The sequence below is a fragment of the Paenibacillus pini JCM 16418 genome (assembly GCF_000576305.1).
Classification (GTDB): domain Bacteria; phylum Bacillota; class Bacilli; order Paenibacillales; family Paenibacillaceae; genus Paenibacillus_AQ; species Paenibacillus_AQ pini.
In genome coordinates this window covers 50,916-77,047 of record NZ_BAVZ01000015.1, presented here as the reverse complement: position 1 = coordinate 77,047, position 26,132 = coordinate 50,916, and the positions used below count along the sequence as shown (strand labels likewise).

Sequence of the window (26,132 nt, the reverse complement as noted above, 5' to 3'; positions counted from 1 at the left end):
GAGCTTGGGAACCGTTCTTTCAACCATTGAGGTACATATGCACTAAAATCAGCTGTTGTAATCGACAATATGTTTTTATCAGGATCAAAATAAGAAATCCATGTGCACATTGTCTGTTATGTAGCCCCTTCACAGAGTCCATATAATCCATCAAGGACTGTAATTTATTCATTTTGTTCAGCTTCCCTATTTCTCAGTTTAACAAATGCATCAAATGTAGAGAGAAATGTGTAGAATATCCACGGGTAATATATCTTAGTATCATATCCAGTTTCCTTTAATAGCTTGTTATGACGTAAATCGAATTTATTTAAAAGATGAAAAATATTATTTTCTTCTGGACCAAGTTTCTTCGCAAGCTCATCCCTAAATCTCTCTAAAGCCCCACCTATTTCGAGTAAAGCGCCTTTCTTGGTTAACTCATCAGATCCATACTTCAAAAAATGCCTAATTGCTCTTCTGATTCTTAAGTCTACTTCTTTCTCGTTACCATATACTGCAATCTCATCAACGATAGGTTTGAGCATTTCTGACACTAATTCACGAATTTCACCATTTGGTTGTAACTCCCATCCTTTGCTATAGCGCATTATCTGCTTATTAATCCGTTCTCTAAATTTATTTTTAGAATACTCTCGAATATCATCAATACTTTCAAGACCAAGGTCTTCTTGTAAAAACCGATTTTTAAGATAGATATGTTTATAAAGGAGTTCTATAAGATCGAACACATCTGCCTCTGTGTATTTTGGTGTTTTTTGAGGGTAGAATGGATCAAAAATCTTTCTACCCACATCCTCATGTGTGTACGACTCAAAATTACTACTTGCCCTGCCATGATTCCAGTCGCCCTTATAGTCTTCAAAACCGTAAAAGTCATCGAAGTATTTATCTTTAGCAAAATCATTGATAATGATCAAAAAAACTTCAATTAAATCTTTTAAGACTAACTTGTCCTTCTCTATTCCATTACGCTCTGAAAAATACAATGTATAACCCTCCTTAATCATTTCATATCAATCTTTACAATGTTTACGTCCAGCTGATCGACTCCACCGCAGCCTCCAGATCTTCCACGCCTGGGGTAGTATAAATCATGGTCATTTCAATGTTAGGTGTACCATCTTCTTTGTAATGTCCCATAAGCATAGCCACCTTCTGAAGGTCGTTTCCTGCAACAATAAGATCATGCCCAAAACTATGACGCAAACTGTGGCAAGATAAATGCCCTATTCTCGTCCGGACGCGGTATATTTCCACTATATGTTGAACCCCGCGTACAGATAGGTTCTCAGTGCGCTGAGACTTGAATACATACGGACTGTCATCGTTCCGATTCCTAAGATAACTTTGCAGGGAGGATCTAACTTCAGCATTCAGTGGAACCTCTCTGTCCTTATCTCCCTTGCCACGGATATACACGCTGCCGGCACGTGCGCTCATTGTTAACTCATTCTTCAGCAGTCACACGCTTCATGCACACGCAGACCAGCTCTAAGCTGCAACAGTATATTTGCATAATCCCTTTTGCTTCCGTGACTTCTGACTTCACGGAGTAATGCATTCTGTTCATTTTTGGTTAACCATTTTGGTGTACGCCTTGCAGCTATTGGTTTTTTTATCGGTTCCACTGGATTGTTCGGAATGTACCCTTCTTCTGAAAAATAACAAAAAATAGCATTCAAGTGTACAAAATTAGTTGCATTGTTGCTGGAGTGGCTGGCTTCCCTCCTCTTCCACCGTAAGTTAACATGTAGCGTTTGAAATCAGAGATATCTTTTGAGTAGCTAGACCAACATCCCTTATATCAGGATCAGATTTCCTCATCCATTTCTGAAAAACATTTCAGGTAGATTTGTAGTTTGATACTGTCCGATTGGATAATCCTGACTGATCTAGTTTGTTTATAAAATCGTCGAACAGTTGTAACATGTTGAATCCCTCTTTTTTATATTTATAGAAGATGACGAGTTTTTTCGCCTTTAAGAAACGGTGAAATGCGGGTTCTCTGCTTCCATTATCCAAAGTTCAATACAATAGTTAAAATAAATATATTTACATAATATTACTATTTTGTTTATTATAGATATATCATATAACTTTATACCAAAAAAAGAGGGAAAGATTGAAGCACAAGTAAGAAGACTACTTATTATTAATGGGAGGTTTTTAAATGAATTCATTTTTTAAGAAGTTAATATCGTCTATTTCAGCTACATTCTTATTGTTCAGTCTTATGGGGGTTGTTGCAGTTCAAGCTGAGGATTCGACAAGTCAGCCTTATTCAGAATTAATTATGCAAGGACATGAAAATATTTATTCAGATTCAAATAGTGAAAGGTCTACTAATATTAGTGAACCAACTGTTACTATAACTTCTGAGCAACAAGCAAGAGACATTTATGCTCCACCGTGCAGTGCCAGCACCTGGAGACCAGGAGCTGCTGGATATTCTAGAAGTATCCAACAATATGATTCATTGACGAACACTCTCCAATGGGGATTTGAATTCACACCACTTGGTATATCATTTTTCGGCCCGGTTGTTTCTGTATCAGGATCTGGTGGTTCAGTATCTAATACTAACTTAGGTTATTACAGATCACTTTTTGGAGGATCTATTTATGACGTGCACACCCAAGCTAGCAATTATTTGTTCCATGGAAGCATTAAGAATTACAATTATATCGGAGGACAAGCTGCTGCTTTGAATTCTGGCGACGTTATAACTATTGATTTGAATGCCATAAGTGCCCTTCCATCCAAACCAACTGGACAATTTTCTTTTTCTTGTAAAATTTAAGGTATAATAAACAAAAGAAAAGGGCGGGAAATTTATTCGCCCTTTTCTTTTGTTTATAACCCGATTTGAGAGGTGATGTCCATGTCTAAAGAAAATAATGATATTCCAAGTAATGCTTACAGAGAATTTATATTTACAAACAATGATAGCAATCTGATACTTGATAAAAATAAATCCCCTTCTATAAAATGGTATGAAGAAAAGAGAAATGACATTTCATCAATGTACGAAGCACAAGAATATATATCAAGTGAGATATATTCTAAAATTCTTAACGACTATACTGGGTATAAAACAACGGATTCTAAATTAGCCTTTTCTCTTCTCTTTCAATTAATACAGGCAAAAACAATTGGTTATATAACAAAGGAGGTATATGCGAATATTGATATAATTGAGAATAGACAATATTATCAAGTCTGGATTGAATAAGCCAGTTCATGCCCATAAGGGCTATTTAATAATGCTTCTGGTACATACAACAGGTAATTATGTAGGTACTTGTTCAATGTCGGTAAAGGTACTTATTGGGTGAACATTTGGCTTAATAGTGATGTATCCACACAAATTTAATGTAAATCATTGTCTACGAAGTAGAATAAGAATAATTTTTTAGTGTATTTATGCTAGCTGTTATTCGTGTATCTATACACCACTTAATTGAGTATCTGTCTATACAAAAGAAGGCTACTTCTATCATGAATTAGTCTTCTTTTTTATAGAGAAGATGACCAGTTGTTCCATATAATTATTGTCGCACATCATTCAGCGTACTCAATCTGTGAATAACATATAGAAGAATAGATTAATATAGAACTTACTATATAAACTATATTATGGTAATATATCCATGATATATATTTTTATAGTGAAAATTATACGGGAAAGGGTGTTTTGAGTGTTCTTAAACAAATTTAAAAAAGTGGCCATCTCATCTATGTGTGTTTCCGCATTATTGATTTCTGCTATTCCTGTAAGTGCAGCTGAGGTTACTACAAATGATACATAAAGTCTTTCAAAGCCTATGACTGATGCAAAAACAGATGTTGTCATTAGTGCAGCTATAAAAGTTCCAGAAATATCATTATTCGCTAAAGTTGAAAACAAAATATACGGTGAAAAGGCATTCTCTGGAGTTAATAACCTTGGTATTACATCGGGTGAATTTACTGCAAATAATTATACCAATATTCAAATCAATAGTTAGGCAGTGTACCAGTAACTAATAGTGTATCTGGTGACTACAAAATTAAACTTAAAAAGAAAAACGGTATTTGGCCTGATATCGATTGCGGATCACAAACGTTTCCTTTTGGCTCTAACGTAGGAACTTACGTAGGTACTTGGTCAAATGTTGGTACTGGTACTTTTTATGCTGAAATTTGGGTTACTAATGGCACCAGCACTCAAAAAATTAATGGTGCAATCACAGTGTACGAAGTACTATAAAAATAATTTTATCTGCTGTTCATTCTAATACATACAGAAAGGAAGACTACTTCAAGCTAGAAGTAGCCTTCCTTTCTGTTAAATTTTTATACAACATCCGATATGGACTCTAATGTATAGTCCATCCCCTTCCCTTTGGTACCACCTCTGTCTACTCTTCAAGTATTACCCTTTATCCTTTAGTAAAATATATGGCCAATCTATTAGTTAATTACCTATTACAAAATCACTCTTGAAAGTTAGTCATATGTAATTTTATTTGAAATTTTCTTTAATAATTAATATTTTTGTTAATTTTAGGAACGTTTGTCTAGTAAACCTCTGGATAGTGATTGAGCCTGGATTTTATCAAACTAATATGATACGTTCTTGTTCTCGGCTCGCCTTGTTGAAAGATGAAACACCGCGTTACACGGTTTATATCAATAAGCTCATAACCCTTTTCAGACATCGACGAGAGCCACTATTCTGTCTTCTGTACATCGTAGCTCCAAAAGGGTTTAACGATCTTAATCATCATACTCATCCTCTCCATACTTCAATGCATTCTGGTAGAGTTCCTTAAGTCTGTTGATCTCGGCGGCAATGACTTTTGTCCCTACCTCTGTTATTTCATATATTGTCTTTCGATCTTCATCTGCAAAAACAGTAATCATTCCATCCTTCTGCATTTTGGTTAATGTTCCATAAACTGTCCCTGAACCTAATCGAATTCGATGATTCGTAATGTCCTCCACATGCTTCACAATTCCATATCCATGGCGCGGCTTCGCTAAGGATAATAGAATATAAAAAGCCGTTTCAGTCATAGGCACATATTTCTTCAACACTTTGTTAGTGTCCAAAATGTCCCAGCTCCCTTGTTATCCTCACCGTACACCTACAGCCTAACTCACTATGTCTTGATGCGACTATATCACGGCGTGACATAGTTAACAACCAATTTATAACAAAAAAGCAGTATAATTCACTTCGTGGAATCTACCGCTTGGTACCGATTCATTGTATCTCACTTGGGTTAAAGCGAATTCATTTCTATGCTTGCCTGATGACAACGTTTAGCTAATTCCTCTACAAATACCTTCTGATCAAGGGGAGAGATATGAATGAAATCAAATTTACCATACTTAATTTCAACTCTGCGGCTAGAGGTAGCCATACTCGACATCCATGACCGTATCAGCTTTACTTGGGTAATACTATCGTAAGAAATAGATTTCGTCATTGGACCAAAACGAATGAACAATTCAGATTCTTGTAATACGTAGAATGCCACTACCCACAACCAACCTATATATCCGGCAATAACTAAGCAAACCAGAGATATAACACTTCCACCGATTATACTTATACCCCCAACCAATAAGGTCGATAATGCCGCGAAAACCAAGAAAATAATACAGATCCAAACTGTGATCGATAACCAAAGATCCCTCTTCGGAACAAATTTCATAAATCTAACCCCTTCCTATTTCCAGCTAATAATGCAGGACTACGACCCTTGATTCGGGGTATGTACCCATAAATCATTTGGTGAACAATCTAGTGTCGTACATAGTGCATCTAGGGTTTCGGCTTTCATTTGTCGAGGCTGGCTTGTCAATAACGCGCTAATCGAAGCAGCAGATAGACTATAATCAGCTTTTTCTTTTAATAAACGAGATAGTGCTGCACCTGACCAAATTCCTTTATCAGCCATGACCTCTCTTAACATCCATACAAGCATATTGAGCCTCCGAACATGTAATTATTTAGGTGACACCTTATTTTATTAGGTGATACCTAATATTTCAATACATCTTTTAAAGTACTACATTTGTTAATATTTAAAACCAAAATGAGGAATGTTATTTACAAGCCCGAGGCTATCGATTAAGATATTTAATGAAAAACAGCTTGAAAAAGGGCAGCGACAGGACCCACTAGCATTGTTTACGCAAACGGTTCCACATGGAGGTACTAATGTCTGTAACCATTAAAGATGTAGCAAAAAAAGCGGGCGTTTCCCCTTCCACCGTGTCCCGTGTACTGTCGAATAATTCAAGAATTAGTAAGGAAACTTCTCAGAAGGTTCGAGATATTATGGATGAGCTCGGTTACCATCCCAATATTATGGCTAAGAGCTTGGTGTCCAAGACGACACAAAGCATCTGTGTTATTTTGCCTAAACCGGCTGAAGAACTATTTATGAACATGTTTTTTATGGAATTAATTCGCGGGATTGTTACACAAGCTAACCGCTCAGGTTACGATGTGCTAATCAGTTCCGGAGCTAATGAACAAGAAGAAGTCGAAGCAGTCTCTCGTCTGCTTAATGGTAAACGTGTGGATGGTGCTATTCTGCTATACTCCCGCAAAGATGATAAAGTTGTCGATTTTTTGCAAAATAACAATCATCCGTTTGTTCTTGTCGGACGAAGCCCGAAATATCCGGATTTGTTATCTGTTGATAACGACAATGTTCAGGCCGCATATGATGCGACTCAGCATCTCATTAACCTCGGACATCAGCGAATCGGGTTCGTAAGCGGACCACCAAGTCATATTGTTTCCCGTGATCGTCTCGAAGGTTATACGCGTGCCATGGAAGACTCAAATCTTTCTATGAGCAAGGATTGGATTGTTGAAGGAGAGTTTCTCCAAGAAAGTGGCTATCGAGCCATGTCTTTCTTTATGAATCTTCCAGAACGTCCTACCGCTCTACTTGTCGTTGATGATCTTGTTTCACTAGGCGTGTTGCGCGGTTTGCACGAACTCGGGTACAAGGTTCCTCAAGATTTGTGTCTGGTCAGTTTCAATAACATTGCTATCGCAGAATTATCAACTCCGCCAATTAGCAGTGTGGATATTGGTATTTATAATTTAGGCTACACAGCCTCGCAAGCGTTGATTCAGTCTGTTACACATGTTGGAGAGAACCAATTTCAAAAACGCCACATCATTCCTCACCGACTGGTGATTCGGGAATCGTCTATTTTTTCACCAACTAAATCTGAAGTGAATACAAGAATGAATATATAAATAATACACGAAGCATTACGGTGCTTCATTTATTTTTACAACTTGTTCAAACGTTTGCACAAAAATACTAGGAGGTTGCATGATATGACTCAAATCAATCCGATTGAAGCTTGTTTATTTGATCTTGATGGCGTTCTCGTCGATACAGCTAAATACCATTTCATCGCATGGAAACGTCTAGCTGATGAGCTTGGTTTCGTATTTACGGAGCAGGACAATGAACGTCTCAAAGGCGTTAGCCGCATGGCTTCTCTGGATATACTGCTTGAGATTGGTGGACTTACTTTCGATGAAGAAACCAAGCTCACACTCGCTGAGAAAAAGAATACTTGGTACGTGGATTACATCTCCAAGATGGACGAATCTGAAATTCTTCCAGGTGTGCTGGCATTCCTCACTGACCTTCGAAAAAATGGCATTCGCATAGCGTTAGGTTCTGCTAGCAAGAATGCGATGATTATCCTCAATAATACGCATCTGGTTCCATATTTCGACGCCATTATTGATGGTACTCACACATCGAGTGCCAAGCCCGATCCTGAAGTATTTCTGCTCGGGGCGAAGGCAGTACAAAGTAAACCAGAAGCCTGCGTCGTATTTGAGGATGCTGAAGCAGGAATTGAAGCCGCTACTCGCGGGGGTATGCGCAGCGTTGGTGTTGGATCTCCTACAACGCTGGGGCAGGCAACAGCCATTGTTCCTTCTTTAGAAGAAATGACTTATGAACGCCTTCTCCAACTGATTTCTTAAGACATGATCACGTGTAATTTTTTGTATAATTATTACAAATAATACAAATGTTCATTCTTACCTGACTATATACCTCATTACATTCCTAAAGGAGCCGGTCATTGTGAAGAAATATTTAAAAGAAGACAAATGGAGCATTATTGAAGAGGGATTCCAGCTGCATCAGCATGAGATTTCCGAAAGTATCTTCAGCATCGGTAACGGATATATGGGCCAACGGGCCAACTTTGAAGAAGCTTATAGTGGACCTACTCTGCAAGGTAGCTATATGGCTGGCGTGTACTACCCTGACAAAACTCGGGTCGGTTGGTGGAAGAACGGATACCCTGAGTATTTTGCCAAAGTACTGAACAGTACGAACTGGATCGGAATTGGCATTGAAATTGAAGGTGAAATTCTGGACCTTGCTGCTTGTACAGTTAGAGAATTTACCCGTGTACTAAATATGAAAGAAGGCACGCTCTCTCGTAGCTTTATCGCTGAACTTGAGGATGGTAAAGAGATTCGTGTGGAAGCTCTTCGTTTTGTAAGCATGGCTCGCCATGAGATTGGCGCCATTCGTTATGCCATCACACCGCTGAATTTCAGCGGCAAAGTGACCGTGACTCCTTACCTCGATGGTGATGTACAGAACAAAGATTCCAACTATGATGAGAAGTTCTGGGCTGAGGTCTATAAAGAAGTTGGTGAAAGCGAAGCCGCACTAACCGTGAAGACGAAGAAACTTGATTTCCATGTTACATCCGTTATGTCTTTTGAAATGAGTAAGAATGGTGAGCCGCTGGTACTTGAATTAGAACCAATCGAGAAGGACAAATATGTTGGGTACCGTACATCGGTTGATGTTCAGCAGGACGAGCAGCTCGTAATTTACAAGTATGTAGCGAATGTAACATCACGTGACTATGGCTTTGGGCAGCTGCTTGATGCAGGCCGTGCAGCACTGAAGAGTGCAGTCGAGGCGGGTTTCCAAGAGCTGCACAAGGAGCAAGTTAACGTTTGGGCTGATAAATGGCGTGAGAGTGACATTGTCATTGAAGGCGATGTTGCTGCACAGCAGGCTATCCGTTTTAACATCTTCCAACTGAATCAGACCTACACGGGCGAAGATGATCGCCTTAACATTGGACCTAAAGGATTTACGGGTGAAAAATACGGCGGCAGCACGTACTGGGATACGGAGGCTTATTGCCTTCCCTTCTATCTAAGCACAGCCGATTCATCCATTGCTCGTAATTTGCTAATCTACCGTTATAAACATTTGCAAAAAGCTAAGGAGAATGCCCGTAAACTTGGCTTTGTCAAAGGTGCCCTGTATCCGATGGTAACGATGAACGGCGAAGAGTGCCATAATGAATGGGAAATTACATTTGAAGAAATTCACCGTAACGGGGCTATCGCATATGCCATTTATAACTACGTGAACTACACAGGTGATCAAGCGTATCTCGGTCAATATGGCCTTGAGGTGCTTGCAGAAATTTCACGTTTCTGGGAAGAGCGCGTCAACTATGTGCCTGCCAAAGACCAATACATGATTCTTGGTGTTACAGGACCGAATGAATATGAGAACAACGTGAACAATAACTGGTACACGAACCGCATCGCGAGTTGGACCATGGAATATACACTAGAAGTGCTTCAATATCTGAAAAAGAGCGAGCCTACTCGTTATGAAGAGCTGGTAGAGAAGCTTCAATTGAAAGAGGAAGAAACCGAGAAATGGTCTGAAATTATCACTAAAATGTATTATCCATATGACGGAGAGAAAGATATTTATCTTCAGCAAGATGGCTTCTTGGATAAAGACCTTACACCAGTTAGAGATCTTGATCCGAAGCATACCCCACTGAACCAGAACTGGTCTTGGGACCGTATCCTACGCTCCGCTTACATTAAGCAAGCAGACGTGCTACAAGGGTTATTCTTCCTTGGCGATCGTTATGATTTGGATACCAAGAAGCGTAACTTCGATTTCTATGAGCCGTTGACCGTCCATGAATCCTCACTCTCCCCTTGCGTGCATTCCATTATGGCATGTGAGCTAGGTTACAAGGAGAAAGCTTACGAGATGTACCTACGTACAGCACGTCTGGATCTGGATAACTACAACAATGACACCGAAGATGGATGTCACTCCACCAGTATGGCGGGTACTTGGATGTCGGTTGTACATGGTTTTGGTGGTCTGCGCGTGAAGGATGGGGAGCTGCATTTGAACCCATTCAATCCAGGACACTGGAAGTCGTTCTCGTTCAAAGTCATGTTCCGCGGTTCCCGTCTGAAAGTAACTGTAGGCGAGCAAGATGTTACCGTAACAAATGAAACTAAAATACCCGCTAAGGTTAATGTTTACGGCAATAGCTATACCGTTGGCGGATTAAGCCACGTGAAGGTTAATCACTAATATATGAAAAAGGGTGCACCTCTAATTCAAATGGAGATGCACCTTTTTGTTATGACATTCTAGCTCAATAGATTATATGAAAAAAGAGCCGCCCTTATCCGATATACGGACTGAGGGCAGCTCTACTCCATAAGCTCAGAGTAATTTGGATCCAGCTTCTTATTATATGTAATATACTGCGTCATATTTCACTGTTCAAATATGCTACACTGCCCATAAAACATTCTGTGGTGGGCGATCCGCTGGCTTACCGAACAGATAACCTTGTGCAAGGTGAATACCTGAATCACGGCAGAATTCAAACTCCTCACGGCGTTCAATACCTTCCGCTAGCACACGGCCTCCGAAACATTCTGCACGTTCAATAATGCTTAGTATTTGCTCACGTTTGGCTGCGTCTTGATCACAGCGATCAATTAAACTACGGTCAATCTTCACAAAATCAGGCTTTAACATCGTCATGACTTCCATCGTTGAATAACCGGATCCAACATCATCCAAAGCTACCGTCATTCCGTGATCACGGTAAGCCTTAAAAATCTGTAACAAATGGTTCATATCTTCAATTTTCTCTGTTTCGACAACTTCAAATACAAAATCAGCAGGATCTAGATCAAACTTTTCAATGGCTTTAAAGGTGTGGCTTAGGCAATATTCTGGATTATATATAGATGAAGGTAAAAAATTTATAAATCTTTTGATTCCACGCGGAAGTAATGCGGCACTCGTCTCAATGGCCGATATTCGAGCTGCACGGTCGAGGAATGAATGTAGACCTGTTTCCCTTGCCACCTCAAACAGCCTGTAAGGATGGAATTCGACACTGTTCGGTGCTGGACGCAGCAGAAATTCAAAGCCAACAATCTGCTCATCTTTATCTACAATCGGCTGCATATGGCTCGCAAAACGCTCCTGCCGAATAATATCTACTACATTATAATGCATCATTCTTGCCTTCATTTGCATCATAGATACCCACGGACTACTAAGTTCATTCCTCCCCTTTCCCGTGATCGAGATCTCTAATCTCGCTATTTCTTCTTGGGGTAACTCGTAAACATGTTGTAATAGGTCAAATAACTCATCTCTTGAATCATACGAAACAGCAGCCAATTCAGCGCTGAGCTCAGATTGTAAGCCTTTCTCTTGGATCACTGCTGCTAACAGATGGTTCGTTGGCTTAAATCGTACCCTTCCTTGATCTTCTACAGGTTGTATCGGGGCGCATCCGCTGCAGCTCATGTAAATCCTCCTTGGCATATTTTGCCGAAAAATGTTGATTTGGTTATGATTATAGCATGCCAATTACAATTTGTGTGTGAGGTTTTGTAATTTTTATACACAAAGTAAGCTGACGACCGGGATTGATCGTCAGCTTACTCACTTTACCTTTCGCATTTGCGAAAGAGTCTATGGAATCATTATTTCCTGACCAACTTGAAGTCCATGGACATTCTTAATTTTATTCACTTCAACGATTTTTTCCCAACTTACGCCGAACCTAAGACCGATGCGATACAAGTTATCACCTTTTTTAATTACATAGGTATGATTACCTGTTGACGGTGTAGATGGTGTAGTTGGTTTCGTTGCTGGTGTAACAGGTTTAGCAGGTGTCACAGGGACAGCTGGAGTCACCGGTTTTGTTGGTGTTACTTCAGGTTTAGAAGGAGTTACCTCTGCTGTTGGAGGCGTAACTGGTGCAGTTGCAGCAACAGATAGATCTAAACCATATTTAGCAAAACCATTCTCGCCATCACCGATATAAGTCATGTTCTTGCTGCTTGCTACAAGACTCTTAGCATCTGGTGAAGATGTGAATACAACATTTAGCTTCGCATCCACTTTTGCAAAAGACCAGTTGTTGTCAGCAGTCGGGTTAATGGTCTTGTTGTCACGGATATAGTCGATAACCACTTGACGGTTCTCGTCCGGAGCAGCAAGCACGATGCGTTTTCCATCTGGATTAGCCAGTTTGGAAGATGAAGCACGGTAGTTGTTCGTAACTACGATGAACTTCTGTGCAGGATCGATTGCTTTACCGTTAAATTGCAGGTTCTTGATACGGCTGCTTGATGCATTAATAATAGCAGCTTTTGTATCATACTTAGCTGGCTGTGTTACATCAATTTGATAGTTCAAGCCATCAATCACATCATAATTATACGTTGGGAAATCATTATTAATGATGTTTTGCTCCGTCGTTTTGTTCACATCAATTTGGTTGAACTGGCCAGCGGACCATTCTAACCATTCTTTAACTTCTGCGCCCGTTACAACAACTGCATGAACGGTATTTGGATATACATATAAGTCCGAAACGTTCTTAATAGCAATTGTTCCTGCTGGGATATTCGTGTAATAAGAAGCGCCTGAACGTCCGCCTGCTTTAAATGGAGCGCCTGCAGATAGGATTGGCAGCTTTTCATACTCTGTACCCTTCATTTGCTTCTCAACGTACCATTTTTGAGCATTCGTTACGATTTGAATGGAAGGATCATCTTGTACAAGTGCAAAATAACTATTAATCGGTGCAGTGGTTGTGCCTACAGGACCGCGAATATAATCAAGCGTAGCATCATGATCTGTCTTAACCGCATTCACGATAGCTTGATCAGCATCAATTAGCGATTTTTTAGTTGCTGTGTCGTAGATTGCACGTGCTTCCGTTTTGGAGCCCGTTACTTTCCACTTACCATCGGTTTGTTCCAAATCAAGATCAATGATACCAAGGTGGTCACCCCAGAAGCCAGGTTCAACTGCTGCTACACCGTTAATCGTACCTTTTTCCAGATCTACGCCTTTTTTACCTTTAAACTCTGCGCTTGGGAATGTCTTGTGAGCATGTCCAAACAAGATGGCATCAATTCCAGGAACTTGGCTCAAGTAGAGAACGGAGTTCTCCATTAGCGGAGTTTGTGGAATATCTTCAAAACCAGAGTGAGGCATAGCTACGATTACGTCAGCGCCTTCTTTTTTCATTTGCGGGACGAATTTCTTTGCTGTTTCTACAATGTCTTTTACAATAATTTTGCCTTCAACATTGTCTTTATCCCACTGATTAACTTGTGGTGGAACAAATGCAATGATACCAACCTTAATGGTCTGCTCTTTGCCATTTTCATCCGTTACTTTTTTGTCTATAATTCGATAAGGAGTAAAATAGTTAACATCGTTGCTTTCATCCTTGTCCTTATCGTCCTTGTAAACGTTTGCATTTACATAAGGGAAATTCGCACCCTTCAATGATTGCTGTAAGAAATCAAGTCCAAAGTTGAATTCGTGGTTACCGACACCGCCAGCATCATAATTCATTAAATTCATTGCTTTAAATACGGGATGAACTTGGCCTGCTTTAAGAGGGTTTACTTTAGCAATGTAATCGCCCAATGGATTCCCTTGAAGCAAATCGCCATTGTCGAACAATACATTATTCTTTACTTCATTTCTTGCTGCTTTGATTAAGCTGGCTGTTTTAGCAAAACCATATTCATCGGTTTTCTTATCGCCATAATAATCATAGTTCACCATGTTAACGTGTAAATCGGATGTCTCCATAATCCGCAGTTTAACTTTGGATGGACTGCTGCTATCAGCATAAGCCGGAACCAGCGGAAGCGCGAGCACGTTGAACGCAACGGCAGCAGCTGTAATACCTTTAAGGACTTTTTTACGTGAATTCGACAAGTATACCCCTCCTAATTATGTACCATTGGCACATCTGTAGCATTGAGCCGTCTTCCGGTAATATAAACTAACCACCGTTTGATTAGCTCTATCTACAATAGTAGTTTATATCGTCATCCCTACCAAAATAAAGACAAAAACATCCATTTACAAAAAAATAATACCTGAGACCCTGTCTCAGGTATTACTAGACCTACTTTCGGCATATTAGCCTTATTACCCTTGCCTTTTTACTCAATCCACTCGCGTGTATCGCCATCTTTATCCGTATATACAATACGACCAATTTTAACTTCTAGAATCACATAATTTGGATCTTCGGGTCCAGAAAAATAGGGCTTCAAATCGTCATTCCAAATTCGTTCACGAAGCTCATCATCCTTCGTTACGGAGCATGTCCCTTCAATCTCTACAACATCCTTAGAACCGCCCGCTTCATAGCCGAGTAGCAACGAAACATGTGGATTCTCTTCGAGTTCCTCCACCTTGTGAGTTTTACCGTCTGTTACCAGATGAATGCTTAGGCCCTGATTATATAACGCCATATACCGCTGTTTAGGTTTATTCCCCTCAACGGTAGCAAAAGAACAGAATTTATTGTGATCCATAATTTTAGCAATTTCTTGCTCGAGTTTAATTTTATCATTCATGATGTATGTAACTCCCTTCAAGTGTCAACGTTAATTGCCCGTATATAAAGTGTACCCTTGAGTTCTATTTATGAACCGTAAAAGAGGCCCTTTTCCAGTTATATGCATGACGTCAAAGGATTACATTGATATGATGGAACTTACCGTACTACATACAAAGATGCAGAGGAGCATTTATGAAAAAATTAATTCATATTGGATGTTTATCCTACTTTCTGATCGGCCTCGCCCATGTCGTGCTTGGTTCTGTCTTACCCGTTCTGCTCGAGCATTATGGACGTGAATATAGTGAAGGTGGAACATTGATCTTTACACAATTCGCAGGGTTCCTTCTTGGCGTACTTGTATCTCCCTGGCTCAACCGCCGCTTTGGCAAAAGAGGTGGTCTGCTCATCGCCGTTTCGATGCTCTGTGCAGCTGAACTAACCTACACGCTCTTACCTCCATGGGGCTGGCTTTACATGATAGCGATTATAGCTGGGTTTGGTTTTGGTATGATTGAGGCGGTTATTGGAACCATTATTATTGCAGCAATTAAGGAAAAGACAGCTGTTGCCATGAGCCGAATTGAAGTGTTCTTCGGTATAGGCGCAATGGTTATGCCACTGATCGCAAGCGGTATGATCACTCAGGGGTGGTGGAGATTTTCTTTTCTCGTTATTTCCCTCTTCTCCATGGTGACTTTTGTATTCTGGTCTAAAAAGCTCCTTTGGTGATATTGATGCGATATTAAATGCTCGAGGTGCAGTTAGTTCAAACAAAGATCAAGCGCACCATTCACCGAAATCGTTTGCGTATCAGGGGAAGGCGCTTGGCATCCTTATCATGTTCATCCTCTTTTTCTTCCTATATGTAGGGACTGAGATGAGTTTAGCTAACTTCATGCCTGCTATTCTTATTGAGAAAATAGGAATGAATGAAGCTGGTGCAGCCCTCAGCGTGACCTGTTTTTGGGTTGCGATGTCGTTCGGACGTATTTTTGCCGGTGTAATAGCCGAGAAAATCCATTACCATGTCTACGTCCTCTATAGCTGCGCGGCTACGTTACTCTTATTGCTGTTGTTTCCTTTTACAAGTCATGTATGGTCTGCGTTCGCCGTTATACTACTACTCGGATTGTTCATGTCAGGCATATTCTCAATTGCATTAGTATTTGCGAGCAAAATGCTGCAAGGCCGTGAGGAATCGACACCTAGTATCCTCATCGCTTCTGGAGGTGTTGGGGGAGCCCTCCTTCCGCTCATCATGGGCTGGAGCTCGATCACCTGAAGGTAAACCAGACCGCTTGGCTGCTTGCACTGTTCTCCGTTGGAATGGTCATTCTCAGCTTCGTGGTCTTCCAGATTCAGCGGAAACAAAGGCTTCAGAACCATTGATTACTAGACACCCCATGGGAGAGAGGCTATAATACTCCTAGAAACACCCATAAACTTCATATGAATCAGGGGTGCTGGATGAAATGGCCGGCTGAGATTGTATCCCACAAGATACTGACCCTTACACCTGATCTGGGTAATGCCAGCGTAGGAAAATGATCTTCATGGCTATATGTCCATGCTTATCCTAGCGCCTTAAGCGTCCCTTGACAGGGGCGCTTTTTTTGCTTTCAGAAACAGAATGGTTCCACTATTGGAGGGGAATACTCCGCACGGTATGCCTTCGCATCATGTGCTTAGGAGAACAAAAGGAGAGAACGAAATGCGATTGAAATCTTTTGGACTACTACTTATGTCCTGCCTGCTCGTCGTGGCTGTAGCGGGATGTGCTGGAAGCCGTAACAACCCTTCAACCGAAGGTAGTAACAAACCAGCAGATACGACCACAGGAACCGAACCTAAGAAATTAAAGGACATTAAGGTTGTGCTGGATTGGACACCAAACACCAACCACACCGGATTGTATGTCGCTAAGAATCAAGGATATTATGAAGAAGAAGGACTGAATGTTGAAATTGTACAACCGGGTTCAGGAGGAGCCGATACGATGGTTGCTGCTGGCAAGGTTCCTTTTGGCATTAGCTATCAGGAAAATGTCACTCAAGCGCGTACGCAGGATGTTCCCCTCGTGTCTATTGCCGCTATCATCCAGCATAATACGTCAGGATTTGCTGCACCGGTTGATCGTAAGATTAAATCGCCTAAAGATTTCGAAGGTAAAACTTACGGCGGCTGGGGTTCTCCCGTTGAGGAAGCCGTTATGGGCTCCATCATGCAGAAGGAATCAGCAGATGTGAAGAAGGTTACCATCGCTAATATGGGCGAAGCGATTATTTTACCGCCGTTGAGCGTGATATTGATTTCGCTTGGATTTTTTACGGCTGGACCGGAGTTGAAGCGCAGCTGCGCAATCAACCGCTTGATATGCTATATGTGAAAGATTACTCCGATAAGCTCGACTACTATACACCTGTGCTTGTAACGAATGAGCAGCAGATTAAGGATGATCCCGAACTCGTCAAATCGTTCATGCGAGCTACAGCCAAAGGCTATCAGTACTGCATTGATAAGCCTGAGGACGCCGCGAACATTCTCCTGAAGGCCGTGCCTGAACTGGATCACAAGCTCGTACTTGCCAGTCAGAAATGGCTCAGTCCGAAATATAAAGACGATGCTTCACGCTGGGGAGAACAGAAAGAACAAATATGGAAAGGCTACTCCGATTGGATGTATGAGCACAAACTGCTCGATAAGCCGCTTGAAGTTAGCAAAGCATATACGAATGATTTTCTACTGCAGCCCTAATCTAAGTTGAAAAGGATGATAGAGCATTATGGCACACACACTATTAAGCATTCAAGTCATTCCCAAGACACCAGGCAATGAAGATTCGATCCCTTACGTAGACCGAGCAATCGAGGTTATTCAGCAATCTGGCGTGAAATATGAGGTGCATCCACTAGAAACGACGATGGAGGGGGAACTCAATGAACTGCTTGATATCGTACGTCAAATGCATGAAGCATTGATTGAAGCAGGCAGTCCAAGCGTGATCTCCCAAATTAAAATTGCACACAACCCTAAGGGTATTAGTATGGATGGGTTAACCGAGAAATATCGTCCATGAGACTGTGGTGGAAACAGGTATGGCCGCCCGTTGTGGCGGTCCTCTTCTTTTTAGCGGTATGGCAAGGATGCACCTCCTTGTTCCATATTAAAAAATGGATTTTGCCCGCGCCAGCCATTATTGCCAAGGAAGCCCAAGGGCAGTCTGACATCCTTTGGGATCATACCTTAGCAACGATCCAGCTTACATTAATCGGTTTTCTGATTGGGACACTAATAGGACTCGTGATTGCAATCATGCTACACCTCATTCCCTTTCTAAAATCAGCCTGTACCCGCTACTCATCCTTAGCCAGAACATTCCAACCATCGCTCTTGCGCCGCTACTCATGATCTGGTTTGGACTTGGAATTCTACCCAAGCTGATCGTCATCACGCTGGTCTGCTTCTTCCCGGTAGCTGTAGCTACGCTTGGTGGACTAAAACAGACTGATCCCGTCATGCTGAATTATATGCGGATGACGGGTGCGAGCAGAGGGCAAATCTTCACCAAACTCGAGCTGCCTCATGCATTGCCTTCGATCTTCTCTGGGCTCAAAATCGCCGCAACCTACAGTGTGATGGGTGCGATTATTGCAGAATGGATTGGCGCAAGCAAAGGAATCGGATACTATATGATGCTGCAAAAAGCAGGCTATCGCACAGATCGCATGTTCGTCGCCATCATGATTATTGTCGGCTTAAGCTTACTCATGTTCGGCCTAATCGCCCTGCTAGAGAAATGGCTTGTCCGCTGGAAACCAAGTCAGGGTAAATAAAGCTCCGCTGAAAGGAGGATACATGCATGCAGAACGAAAATCCTAAAGATCTAAGCATACCTGCACTTGAGGTAGACTCCGTTTATAAAACGTTCAACAGTAAACGCAGCAAGCTACCTGTGCTCGATCATATTTCCCTTACCGTTGAGCAAGGAGAATTCGTTTCAATTATTGGCCCTTCAGGCTGCGGTAAAAGCACTTTGTTTCATATGATCGGCGGTTTAACCACGCCGGACTCCGGTGTCATACGCATGAACGGCCGCGATGTAACGGGTGAGCGCGGTCATATCAGCTATATGCCACAGCAGCCCGCGCTTTTTCCTTGGCGCACGATTGAAGACAATGTGCTGCTTGCCCGTGAAGTGCAAGGCACCGCTGGCAAGGAAGACCACGAGGAAGCTCGCGAATGGCTTGCCAAGGTTGGCCTCGGCGGATTTGAGAAGGACTATCCTCACACGCTCTCTGGTGGTATGCAGCAGCGCGCTGCATTCCTGCGTGCCATGCTTAGTACGCAGGAGCTGATGTGCTTAGACGAGCCGTTCAGCGCGCTAGACGCGCTCACACGCAGCGACATGCAGCATTGGCTGCTCGACCTGTGGGAAGAGAATCGACGCTCGGTGCTATTCATCACTCACAACATCGAAGAAGCGCTGCTCCTCTCAAACCGGATCTATGTCTTCTCCAGCCGTCCTGCTACCGTGCTGCACGAGATTATCGTACCCTTCCCGCGGCCACGACGCGATGAAATAACCGAAGATCCAGAATTCCTACGACTGAAGCGCGAGCTGTCGGATTGGATGCGCGAAGAACAGCGAAAGATGCAGGTTCCGCTGGCAGGATCGAGATAACCTAAGAAGAGATGCCTAGTCCGACGCTGGACGTCAGGGACATCTCTTACCCCCAAGGAACAGTATACTTCGCTTTATAAGTGAAGCAATTGGAGCCAATCAACCCATGATTTGAATTTGCAATGGAGGCCTGCCCAATGTACCATCCTACAACCTACAATGAAATTTCGATCGTATCACCGTCCAAAACAGATGGAACACACTCTCAACTTGCACCGTTAATTGATGCGCATATTCATTTAGACAGCTATGAGAACGAGCCGTTAGAAGCCATGCTAAAAGAATTGCCACAAACCGAGGTCGAGTGTGTCATCGCGGTATCGATGCATCTCGCCTCCAGCCGTGCCAATTTACAACTTGCAAGTCATTATCCCACGCTCGTTTATCCTGCTTTCGGTTTCCATCCCGAACAACCTCTGCCATCGGAAGCTGAGATAGATCAGCTCTTCGAGTGGATGGAGGCGCATCTCTCCGACATGATCGCTGTCGGAGAAGTCGGCCTGCCCTACTATTCTCGGCTGGAAGCGACCGAAGCTGGACAAACCTTCGACGATGCTCCCTACATCCGCTTATTAGAGCGATTTATAGCATTTGCTGCCAAGCATCATAAACCTATTGTCCTACATGCTGTATATGAAGATGCCGACATTGCCTGTGAGCTGCTTCAGAAACATAGTGTCACCCGTGCACACTTCCACTGGTTTAAGGGTTCCAAAGCAACGATAGAGCTCATGGCAAAACGCGGCTATTCTATTTCATTCACCCCTGATATTACGTACGAAGTCGAAATTCAGGAGCTCGCTCGCCTATACCCTGTTTCCCAAGTCATGGCTGAAACCGATGGACCATGGCCGTTCGAAGGACCTTTCGCAGGGCAAATGACACATCCGCGCATGACGGCAGCTATCGTCGAGACTTGGAGTCGTATTCACAACATACCGCTGCCGGAGGCGCGTCAAATCATTCATACAAATACAAAGCACTTTTACGGAATCTAATCACTTTAGGATTTAGAAATTATGCTCAATCAAACGTACATCTCGCATGTGCACAATGAATTAGCAATACTATCGCTTCATAAATCCCTTTTCATCTAGAAACTCTCTCATATGCAGCCGAATCGGCTCGGCAAGACGATCTGCCATCACTTGCGACCACGGCGTGTCCTTCGCGCCGTTCGTACGTTCTTCCAAATAACGTTTCATGGTGCCGTCATATACCTTCACTTGCTCCACCGTCTGTTCCTTGTTATAGCCATTCTCATGGAGTACAGCTTCTACCGGCAGGCGTGGGCGTAAACCTGGTTCTTGATCAGGAACACCTACACACATGCCAAAGACCGGATACACTAACTCTGGTAGCCCCAACAGCTCCGATAACTCCGCAATGCGATTTCGTACCCCGCCAATATATACAATCCCCAGACCCATCGATTCCGCAGCGACAGCAGCATTTTGTGCTGCAAGTGCTGCATCAACGGTAGCCACGATGAAGTTCTCTGTCGTATCCACATGAGAAGACTGATTTGCTTCCTTTAAATGGTCGCTCGTCACTTCCTGCAATCGATATAGATCAGCGCACCATACCAGAAATACGGAACATTGCTCCACATAGGCCTGATTTCCAGCTAGAACGGCTAGCTTCTTCTTAAGCTCAGGGTCTGTAGCCGCAATGACGCTAAACGCCTGAACATTACTGGAGCTTGAGGCCATCTGACCCGCAGCGATGATACTATGAAGTTGCTCCTTTGTTATCGGATCATTTGTAAATTTACGTATCGAACGATGACTCATTAATTGTGTGATGATGTCATTCATTGAATAATTCCTCCCTTTTACAATCTGGAAACTATGTTATTCCGAAATTGTAACATTCATTACCCCAGATTCCAAAAATCCTATCGTAATAACGTACATTGGAAATAATTAGAACACATACAAAAAAAGCCGCCTCTCCAGTAGTCAAACTACTAAAGTGACGACCTTATCATGAATTAAATTTCGCCTAAGTATACTTAAGCCTGTTCCATTTCTTTTTCTGACTTACGTGTACGTCCGTATTTGAAGTACAAGCTTAGTCCTAGCAGCATACCTAGGAACGACATCGCTGAAATGATAAAAAACAGCGTTTGTCCCCCTAAGTTAGCATATAATGCACCACCGATATAAGACGCTATAATACCTGACACCCCAAAGAACAACAAAGCTAACAATGTCTGGCCCGTAGCCCTCCACTCGACAGGTACGATACGATATAAATATTGAATCGCAGCGGTGTAGAACACAGGGAACGTGAGTAGCTGTAAGATTTGCAAATAAGCTAGCACCTGGGGATCCGTAATAAATGCCGACAAGAAAAATCTTAGAAAATAGAATGCACCAGCAACTGAAATCATAATGAGTTCTTTGCCTTGCCGAAGCCACCAGTAACTGAATGCAAATACAACAATTTCGCTACCAGCAGCAAGGAACCATGTTACCCCTACGAGTGTTGCACTCCCCCCTAGCTCACGAATGTAAACACCCAGAAAGGTATCATTCATCCGTGCTGGAACCGAACTAATAAAGACCAGCAACAGAAACCAAAGCGTCTCTTTATTGCGTATAAACTCCTTAAGTGTTCCTAATTTCACGGGCGTCGACGATACGGGTGCGTCTGGTATAAACAGCATCGTGATAAATCCAAGAACCGAAATCACCGCGAACAGAATGGCTAAGCTATGCGCACCGTAATGTGTCATCATCACGCCTGTAAGCAGCGACATGACTGCATAACCGAGCGCTCCAAATGTTCGAATTGATCCATAGTTGATGCCCGAAGACTCCGCTATGCGGAAATTCAAACTCTCCGTCAAAGGATCAATCGGCATTAGAAAGAAATAAGTAACCATCGCAAAAGCAACCAGCAGTGGATAACTGCCTGTGTTATACAACAAATAACCTGTCACAGCAGAGAACACAAGCAAAATGAGTAGCACCTTTCGAATCGTTCTCATCCGGTCACTAATCATACCCCATACGGGCTGTGCAATAATCGTAATGAAACCACCCGTTCCAATGATGACACCAATTTGAGCTGGATTCAGCCCCTGATCATCGAAATATACAGGTAGAAAGGGAATGAACATCGCAAGTAGAGCAAAATACAAGAAATTAAACGTTCGAAGTGGCGTAGATACTTTCATAAGTTTGACTATACCTCACAAATTATTTAGTTTTAAGAGTAGACAGTCTAGCAAGTTTAACATAGATGACTTCATTACTGCATGTACAAAATCAGATTGCTACGTATAGGGAGATTGATCATATTGAAGTTGATTTCATGGAATGTTAACGGGCTAAGAGCCTGTGTTACCAAAGGTTTTAATGAATATTTTAAGGAAATGGACGCCGATATTTTTTGTGTTCAGGAGACCAAGCTGCAAGAAGGTCAAATCCAGCTCGATCATGGGGATCAGTATCAACAGTACTGGAATTATGCTGAGAAAAAGGGGTACTCTGGCACTGCGATTTTCACCAAAATCCCACCGCTGTCCGTGCGATATGGCATCGAGGAAGATCGAGAATCTGAAGGACGGATGATCACACTTGAATTTGAATCCTTTTATATGGTGAATGTGTATACACCGAATGCAAGACGTGACTTGTCCAGACTCGAGCTAAGACTTGAATGGGAGGATCGATTCCGCGAATATGTCCTTGGACTGGACAAGCTTAAGCCTGTGATTATTTGCGGTGATCTTAACGTTGCACATCAAGAAATTGACCTGAAGAACCCTAAATCCAACCGCAACAACTCCGGCTTCACGCCTGAAGAACGTGGCAAAATGAGTCAACTGCTCGATTCCGGATTCGTCGATTCATTTCGTTATCTACATCCCACGCAGACTGATGCGTATAGCTGGTGGTCGTACATGCCCAAAGTAAGAGAACGAAATGTTGGCTGGCGCATTGACTATTTCCTAGTTTCTAACCAACTAAGCTCCTCCATAGAGGATGCTCTTATTGACACTTATATTATGGGCAGCGATCATTGCCCCGTTATTCTTACGCTGAACATTTAATGGATACGCGATTTATTGGCATCATACTGAACTACACAAAAACAGCGGCAGTCTAGGGTACGTATAAAACATACCTTAGACTGCCGCTGTTTGATTTTAAAGGTGGGAAGTATTAACTTAACAATTGATTAAAGTGATCCAAAAAGACTTACAGCTTCACCCGCTGCAAACGCAGCGCATTCAGCACGACTGATACCGAACTGAATGCCATAGCCGCTCCCGCGAGCCATGGAGCGAGAAACCCTGCCGCCGCGATAGGAATACCCACCGCATTATAGCTAGTGCCCAGAATAGGTTCTGCTTGATATTGCCCATCGTCTTGCGGCTCATCAAAATCGCATCAGCAATGGCATTCAAATCGCCGCGCATCAGCGTTACATCCGCAGCTTCCATCGCCACATCCGTGCCTGTTCCAATCGCCATCCCGATGTCCGCCGTTGCTAGTGCCGGGGCATCATTAATCCCGTCACCGACCATAGCAATCCGTTTACCCGATTGCTGCAGCTTCCTCACTTCCTCAGCCTTGCCTTCAGGAAGAACTTCTGCCAGAACGCGGGTAATCCCAGCTTGCTCAGCTATCGCATTCGCTGTCCGAACATTGTCACCTGTAATCATAACAACCTCAATGCCCATGTCTGTGAGACGTGACACCGCTTCACGAGAAGTCTCTTTGATCGTATCCGCTACCGCAACCATGCCCGCATATTTGCCATCCACAGCAACGAGCATCGCGGTCTTCCCCGCTTCCTCTAGCTGATTCATCGCGGAAAGTGCACCCTTCATTTCAATACCGCGTTCCGTCATTAGCTTCCGCGTTCCCACTAGCACAGGTCGACCATCCACATGCGGATACTCCGTATCCAGGGATATTCTCAAACTGCTTCGCCTCTGGTAGCGGCAATCCCTTGCTCCGCTCCAAGGCACCTGCAACAATAGCATCCGCCAGTGGATGCTCTGACTGACGTTCTACCGCAGCCGTCATACGCAGCAACGATTGCTCCGTCATAACGGGTGCCGGGATCACATCCGTAAGCGTAGGCTTACCACTCGTGACCGTACCCGTTTTATCAAGAACAACCACCTGCACACCCTGCGCGGCTTCCAAATGCTCGCCGCCTTTGAACAGAATACCGAATTCAGCGGCGCGGCCTGAGCCAGCCATAATTGAAGTTGGTGTCGCAAGTCCCAGCGCACACGGACATGCGATAACGAGCACGGCTATTGCTTTTTCAAGTGCCTGCGCAAACTGACCCTGCTCCACACCAAAGTACCATATCAAGAACGTAACGATTGCAATCCCTACAACTACGGGTACGAAAATGCCTGAAATGACATCGGCAATCCGCTGAATAGGTGCCTTCGATCCTTGTGCCTCTTCAACTACTTTAATAATTTGCGCAAGCGCCGTTTCACTACCAACCTTGGTGGCCTGAATCCGTAGCACGCCGTTCTTGTTCAACGTCGCTCCGACTACATCTGCCCCCTGCTGCTTCTCAACAGGTAAGCTTTCCCCTGTAAGCATCGATTCATCAACAGAGGAGTTGCCGTCAAGAACGCGACCATCCACCGGAATTTTTTCGCCCGGCTTGACGATTACCGTGTCTCCTACGGCCACCTCAGCTACAGGAATACTCAGCTCTTGTCCATCACGGATGACCAGTGCCGTCTTCGCTTGTAGCCCCATTAAGCTCTTAATGGCTTCAGAGGAACGCCCCTTAGCCAGCGCCTCGAACCATTTACCAACAAGGATAAGCGTAATCAGAATGCTACTCGTCTCATAATACATTTCAACGGTATGATTCATATTCATGCCGATCGATTGGATTGTTAAATATAAGCTATAAAAATATGCGGCTGACGTTCCGAGCGCCACCAGCACATCCATATTTGCGCTTTTATTACGGAGCGCTTTATAAGCGCCTACATAGAATTGCCCCCCGATGATGAACTGCACGGGAGTAGCCAGCACGAGCTGGAACCATGGATTCATGAACAAGCTAGGCACTGGAATCCAGCTGGTGAAGGAAAAATGCCCTACCATTGCCCATAACAGCGGTAGCGATAGAATCGCCGACATCATCCATTTCCATCGCTTCCGATTGATTTCTTGCAGACGCAATTCCGCTGTATCCTTTGCTTCCTGCTTCGGAATAGCTTTGTAGCCCAGCTGTTCCACCTTCTGAATCATAGCCTGAACATCGACACTTCCAGGCGCATATACCACATGCGCTGTCTCCAGCGCCAAGTTTACATTCGCTTCCGTTACTCCAGGCATTCTTGAGAGTCCTTTTTCGATACGTGTTGCGCATGCAGCACAGGTCATGCCTGTAATTTCAAAATCCATATTTTCCTTCATGGTTCCATATCCCAAGGATTCGATCTTTTCTTCCATCTTCTTCAGATCCGCTTGCTTCGGATCGAATGAAACTGTAGCCTGCTCCAACGCTAAATTCACGTTGGCACGGCTGACGCCTTCCATCCGGCTAAGACCCTTTTCAATCCGCGTAGCACAGGCTGCACAGGTCATACCCGTGATCTGCATCGTTGTTTGCTGTTCTTGATTTGGAGACGGCTCTGTTTGTGCCATTCTATAAACTCTCCTTTCATATACCCCCTTAGTATAAAATAAGTGAT

At 43.0% G+C, this 26,132-nt stretch carries 24 protein-coding genes, 3 pseudogenes and 1 riboswitch; of the genes and pseudogenes, 14 read left to right on the top strand and 13 right to left on the bottom strand.

From position 1 onward, the window contains the following. Positions 1 to 164: 164 nt before the first annotated feature. Genes JCM16418_RS18010 through JCM16418_RS25060 form a run of 3 tightly spaced genes read right to left on the bottom strand, consistent with a single transcriptional unit; the run spans position 165 to position 1,631 of the window. Entirely contained in the window at positions 165 to 989 is an 825-nt protein-coding gene (locus JCM16418_RS18010; RefSeq protein ID WP_036651771.1) for a hypothetical protein, read from the bottom strand. A 43-nt stretch (positions 990 to 1,032) separates the two neighbouring features. Further along, positions 1,033 to 1,443 carry a tyrosine-type recombinase/integrase gene (locus JCM16418_RS18005; protein ID WP_036651769.1) on the bottom strand — a complete coding sequence of 137 codons (411 nt, stop codon included), beginning with the start codon at positions 1,441 to 1,443 and terminating at the stop codon, positions 1,033 to 1,035. Between the two features lie 14 nt (positions 1,444 to 1,457). Beyond that, positions 1,458 to 1,631, bottom strand: a complete 174-nt coding sequence (locus JCM16418_RS25060; RefSeq protein WP_156327233.1) for a hypothetical protein — start codon at positions 1,629 to 1,631, stop codon at positions 1,458 to 1,460. Positions 1,632 to 2,173: 542 nt separating this feature from the next. On the opposite strand from JCM16418_RS25060, the gene JCM16418_RS18000 reads away from it, so the two are divergent. The 3 genes from JCM16418_RS18000 (at position 2,174) to JCM16418_RS17990 (ending at position 4,010) form a co-directional block, all read left to right on the top strand. Next, positions 2,174 to 2,803 (top strand): hypothetical protein, encoded by a 630-nt coding sequence (locus tag JCM16418_RS18000; protein WP_036651768.1) that lies wholly within the window; start codon positions 2,174 to 2,176, stop codon positions 2,801 to 2,803. A gap of 81 nt (positions 2,804 to 2,884) precedes the next feature. Continuing rightward, entirely contained in the window at positions 2,885 to 3,235 is a 351-nt protein-coding gene (locus tag JCM16418_RS17995; RefSeq protein ID WP_036651766.1) for a hypothetical protein, read from the top strand. A gap of 592 nt (positions 3,236 to 3,827) precedes the next feature. Next, on the top strand, positions 3,828 to 4,010 hold the full coding sequence (locus JCM16418_RS17990) for a hypothetical protein (RefSeq protein WP_036651765.1): 183 nt from the start codon (positions 3,828 to 3,830) through the stop codon (positions 4,008 to 4,010). Positions 4,011 to 4,562: 552 nt separating this feature from the next. On the opposite strand, the gene JCM16418_RS26070 is transcribed toward JCM16418_RS17990, so the two are convergent. The 4 genes from JCM16418_RS26070 to JCM16418_RS17975 form a co-directional block, all read right to left on the bottom strand. After that, entirely contained in the window at positions 4,563 to 4,703 is a 141-nt protein-coding gene (locus JCM16418_RS26070; RefSeq protein WP_081765497.1) for a DUF2812 domain-containing protein, read from the bottom strand. A 58-nt stretch (positions 4,704 to 4,761) separates the two neighbouring features. Then, a complete protein-coding gene (locus tag JCM16418_RS17985) occupies positions 4,762 to 5,097 on the bottom strand; it encodes a PadR family transcriptional regulator (RefSeq protein WP_036651760.1) in 336 nt (111 codons plus the stop codon). 173 nt (positions 5,098 to 5,270) lie between these two features. After that, complete coding sequence (locus JCM16418_RS23940; RefSeq protein ID WP_052020495.1) at positions 5,271 to 5,705, bottom strand: PH domain-containing protein; 435 nt, start codon at positions 5,703 to 5,705, stop codon at positions 5,271 to 5,273. A gap of 39 nt (positions 5,706 to 5,744) precedes the next feature. Then, on the bottom strand, positions 5,745 to 5,978 hold the full coding sequence (locus tag JCM16418_RS17975; protein WP_036651756.1) for a helix-turn-helix domain-containing protein: 234 nt from the start codon (positions 5,976 to 5,978) through the stop codon (positions 5,745 to 5,747). Between the two features lie 236 nt (positions 5,979 to 6,214). Here JCM16418_RS17975 and JCM16418_RS17970 point away from each other — a divergent pair, with 236 nt between their 5' ends. The 3 genes from JCM16418_RS17970 to JCM16418_RS17960 all read left to right on the top strand — a co-directional run bounded on the left by JCM16418_RS17970 (position 6,215) and on the right by JCM16418_RS17960 (position 10,430). After that, a complete protein-coding gene (locus JCM16418_RS17970) occupies positions 6,215 to 7,273 on the top strand; it encodes a LacI family DNA-binding transcriptional regulator (protein WP_036651753.1) in 1,059 nt (352 codons plus the stop codon). 93 nt (positions 7,274 to 7,366) lie between these two features. Continuing rightward, complete coding sequence (gene pgmB / locus JCM16418_RS17965) at positions 7,367 to 8,023, top strand: beta-phosphoglucomutase (RefSeq protein WP_036651816.1); 657 nt, start codon at positions 7,367 to 7,369, stop codon at positions 8,021 to 8,023. A 103-nt stretch (positions 8,024 to 8,126) separates the two neighbouring features. Beyond that, positions 8,127 to 10,430, top strand: coding sequence for a glycoside hydrolase family 65 protein (locus tag JCM16418_RS17960; RefSeq protein WP_036651750.1), 2,304 nt, complete (start codon positions 8,127 to 8,129; stop codon positions 10,428 to 10,430). Positions 10,431 to 10,634: 204 nt separating this feature from the next. Here JCM16418_RS17960 and JCM16418_RS17955 read toward each other — a convergent pair whose 3' ends face one another. The 3 genes from JCM16418_RS17955 to JCM16418_RS17945 form a co-directional block, all read right to left on the bottom strand. Then, a complete protein-coding gene (locus JCM16418_RS17955; protein WP_036651748.1) occupies positions 10,635 to 11,672 on the bottom strand; it encodes an EAL domain-containing protein in 1,038 nt (345 codons plus the stop codon). A gap of 168 nt (positions 11,673 to 11,840) precedes the next feature. Beyond that, positions 11,841 to 14,117, bottom strand: a complete 2,277-nt coding sequence (locus JCM16418_RS17950) for a bifunctional 2',3'-cyclic-nucleotide 2'-phosphodiesterase/3'-nucleotidase (RefSeq protein WP_036651744.1) — start codon at positions 14,115 to 14,117, stop codon at positions 11,841 to 11,843. A 230-nt stretch (positions 14,118 to 14,347) separates the two neighbouring features. Next, positions 14,348 to 14,767, bottom strand: coding sequence for a pyridoxamine 5'-phosphate oxidase family protein (locus JCM16418_RS17945; RefSeq protein WP_036651741.1), 420 nt, complete (start codon positions 14,765 to 14,767; stop codon positions 14,348 to 14,350). 176 nt (positions 14,768 to 14,943) lie between these two features. Here JCM16418_RS17945 and JCM16418_RS26430 point away from each other — a divergent pair, with 176 nt between their 5' ends. The 7 genes and pseudogenes from JCM16418_RS26430 to JCM16418_RS17915 all read left to right on the top strand — a co-directional run bounded on the left by JCM16418_RS26430 (position 14,944) and on the right by JCM16418_RS17915 (position 20,433). After that, the gene (locus JCM16418_RS26430; protein WP_256203067.1) at positions 14,944 to 15,483 is read left to right on the top strand and encodes an MFS transporter; all 540 of its coding nucleotides are present in this window, start codon (positions 14,944 to 14,946) and stop codon (positions 15,481 to 15,483) included. Positions 15,484 to 15,631: 148 nt separating this feature from the next. Continuing rightward, positions 15,632 to 16,036 carry an MFS transporter gene (locus JCM16418_RS26425; RefSeq protein WP_256203066.1) on the top strand — a complete coding sequence of 135 codons (405 nt, stop codon included), beginning with the start codon at positions 15,632 to 15,634 and terminating at the stop codon, positions 16,034 to 16,036. Between the two features lie 164 nt (positions 16,037 to 16,200). Further along, positions 16,201 to 16,314, top strand: a riboswitch (TPP riboswitch). Positions 16,315 to 16,465: 151 nt separating this feature from the next. Next, positions 16,466 to 17,508: pseudogene (locus JCM16418_RS17935) on the top strand (ABC transporter substrate-binding protein). Between the two features lie 28 nt (positions 17,509 to 17,536). Next, entirely contained in the window at positions 17,537 to 17,830 is a 294-nt protein-coding gene (locus JCM16418_RS17930) for an MTH1187 family thiamine-binding protein (RefSeq protein ID WP_036651739.1), read from the top strand. After that, positions 17,827 to 18,587, top strand: a pseudogene (locus JCM16418_RS17925) (ABC transporter permease). Before JCM16418_RS17930 ends, JCM16418_RS17925 begins: the two are co-directional and overlap by 4 nt. A gap of 26 nt (positions 18,588 to 18,613) precedes the next feature. Beyond that, entirely contained in the window at positions 18,614 to 19,435 is an 822-nt protein-coding gene (locus JCM16418_RS17920) for an ABC transporter ATP-binding protein (protein WP_036651736.1), read from the top strand. A 137-nt stretch (positions 19,436 to 19,572) separates the two neighbouring features. Further along, complete coding sequence (locus tag JCM16418_RS17915; RefSeq protein WP_036651734.1) at positions 19,573 to 20,433, top strand: TatD family hydrolase; 861 nt, start codon at positions 19,573 to 19,575, stop codon at positions 20,431 to 20,433. Between the two features lie 69 nt (positions 20,434 to 20,502). Here the strand turns inward: JCM16418_RS17915 and nfsA are convergent, their stop codons facing one another. Together nfsA and JCM16418_RS17905 are read right to left on the bottom strand one after the other, a co-directional pair. After that, on the bottom strand, positions 20,503 to 21,252 hold the full coding sequence (gene nfsA / locus JCM16418_RS17910) for an oxygen-insensitive NADPH nitroreductase (RefSeq protein ID WP_036651732.1): 750 nt from the start codon (positions 21,250 to 21,252) through the stop codon (positions 20,503 to 20,505). 197 nt (positions 21,253 to 21,449) lie between these two features. Next, the gene (locus JCM16418_RS17905; protein WP_081765496.1) at positions 21,450 to 22,619 is read right to left on the bottom strand and encodes an MFS transporter; all 1,170 of its coding nucleotides are present in this window, start codon (positions 22,617 to 22,619) and stop codon (positions 21,450 to 21,452) included. A 123-nt stretch (positions 22,620 to 22,742) separates the two neighbouring features. Here JCM16418_RS17905 and JCM16418_RS17900 point away from each other — a divergent pair, with 123 nt between their 5' ends. Beyond that, entirely contained in the window at positions 22,743 to 23,498 is a 756-nt protein-coding gene (locus tag JCM16418_RS17900; protein ID WP_036651728.1) for an exodeoxyribonuclease III, read from the top strand. 148 nt (positions 23,499 to 23,646) lie between these two features. Here JCM16418_RS17900 and JCM16418_RS17895 read toward each other — a convergent pair. Next, a pseudogene (locus tag JCM16418_RS17895) lies at positions 23,647 to 26,085 on the bottom strand (heavy metal translocating P-type ATPase). Between the last annotated feature and the right edge of the window lie 47 nt (positions 26,086 to 26,132).

What these genes read in the sequence shown, in the direction of transcription:
- JCM16418_RS26425 (WP_256203066.1), top strand. Translation starts at nt 15,632, where the DNA reads ATGAGTTTAGCTAACTTCATGCCTGCTATTCTTATTGAGAAAATAGGA.
- JCM16418_RS26430 (WP_256203067.1), top strand. Translation starts at nt 14,944, where the DNA reads ATGAAAAAATTAATTCATATTGGATGTTTATCCTACTTTCTGATCGGC.
- JCM16418_RS17945 (WP_036651741.1), bottom strand. Translation starts at nt 14,767, where the DNA reads ATGAATGATAAAATTAAACTCGAGCAAGAAATTGCTAAAATTATGGAT.
- JCM16418_RS18005 (WP_036651769.1), bottom strand. Translation starts at nt 1,443, where the DNA reads ATGAGCGCACGTGCCGGCAGCGTGTATATCCGTGGCAAGGGAGATAAG.
- JCM16418_RS17970 (WP_036651753.1), top strand. Translation starts at nt 6,215, where the DNA reads ATGTCTGTAACCATTAAAGATGTAGCAAAAAAAGCGGGCGTTTCCCCT.
- JCM16418_RS17955 (WP_036651748.1), bottom strand. Translation starts at nt 11,672, where the DNA reads ATGAGCTGCAGCGGATGCGCCCCGATACAACCTGTAGAAGATCAAGGA.
- JCM16418_RS18000 (WP_036651768.1), top strand. Translation starts at nt 2,174, where the DNA reads ATGAATTCATTTTTTAAGAAGTTAATATCGTCTATTTCAGCTACATTC.
- nfsA (WP_036651732.1), bottom strand. Translation starts at nt 21,252, where the DNA reads ATGAATGACATCATCACACAATTAATGAGTCATCGTTCGATACGTAAA.
- JCM16418_RS17975 (WP_036651756.1), bottom strand. Translation starts at nt 5,978, where the DNA reads ATGCTTGTATGGATGTTAAGAGAGGTCATGGCTGATAAAGGAATTTGG.
- JCM16418_RS17995 (WP_036651766.1), top strand. Translation starts at nt 2,885, where the DNA reads ATGTCTAAAGAAAATAATGATATTCCAAGTAATGCTTACAGAGAATTT.
- JCM16418_RS17915 (WP_036651734.1), top strand. Translation starts at nt 19,573, where the DNA reads ATGTACCATCCTACAACCTACAATGAAATTTCGATCGTATCACCGTCC.
- JCM16418_RS23940 (WP_052020495.1), bottom strand. Translation starts at nt 5,705, where the DNA reads ATGAAATTTGTTCCGAAGAGGGATCTTTGGTTATCGATCACAGTTTGG.
- JCM16418_RS26070 (WP_081765497.1), bottom strand. Translation starts at nt 4,703, where the DNA reads ATGTCTGAAAAGGGTTATGAGCTTATTGATATAAACCGTGTAACGCGG.
- JCM16418_RS17990 (WP_036651765.1), top strand. Translation starts at nt 3,828, where the DNA reads ATGACTGATGCAAAAACAGATGTTGTCATTAGTGCAGCTATAAAAGTT.
- JCM16418_RS17905 (WP_081765496.1), bottom strand. Translation starts at nt 22,619, where the DNA reads ATGAAAGTATCTACGCCACTTCGAACGTTTAATTTCTTGTATTTTGCT.
- JCM16418_RS17930 (WP_036651739.1), top strand. Translation starts at nt 17,537, where the DNA reads ATGGCACACACACTATTAAGCATTCAAGTCATTCCCAAGACACCAGGC.
- JCM16418_RS17920 (WP_036651736.1), top strand. Translation starts at nt 18,614, where the DNA reads ATGCAGAACGAAAATCCTAAAGATCTAAGCATACCTGCACTTGAGGTA.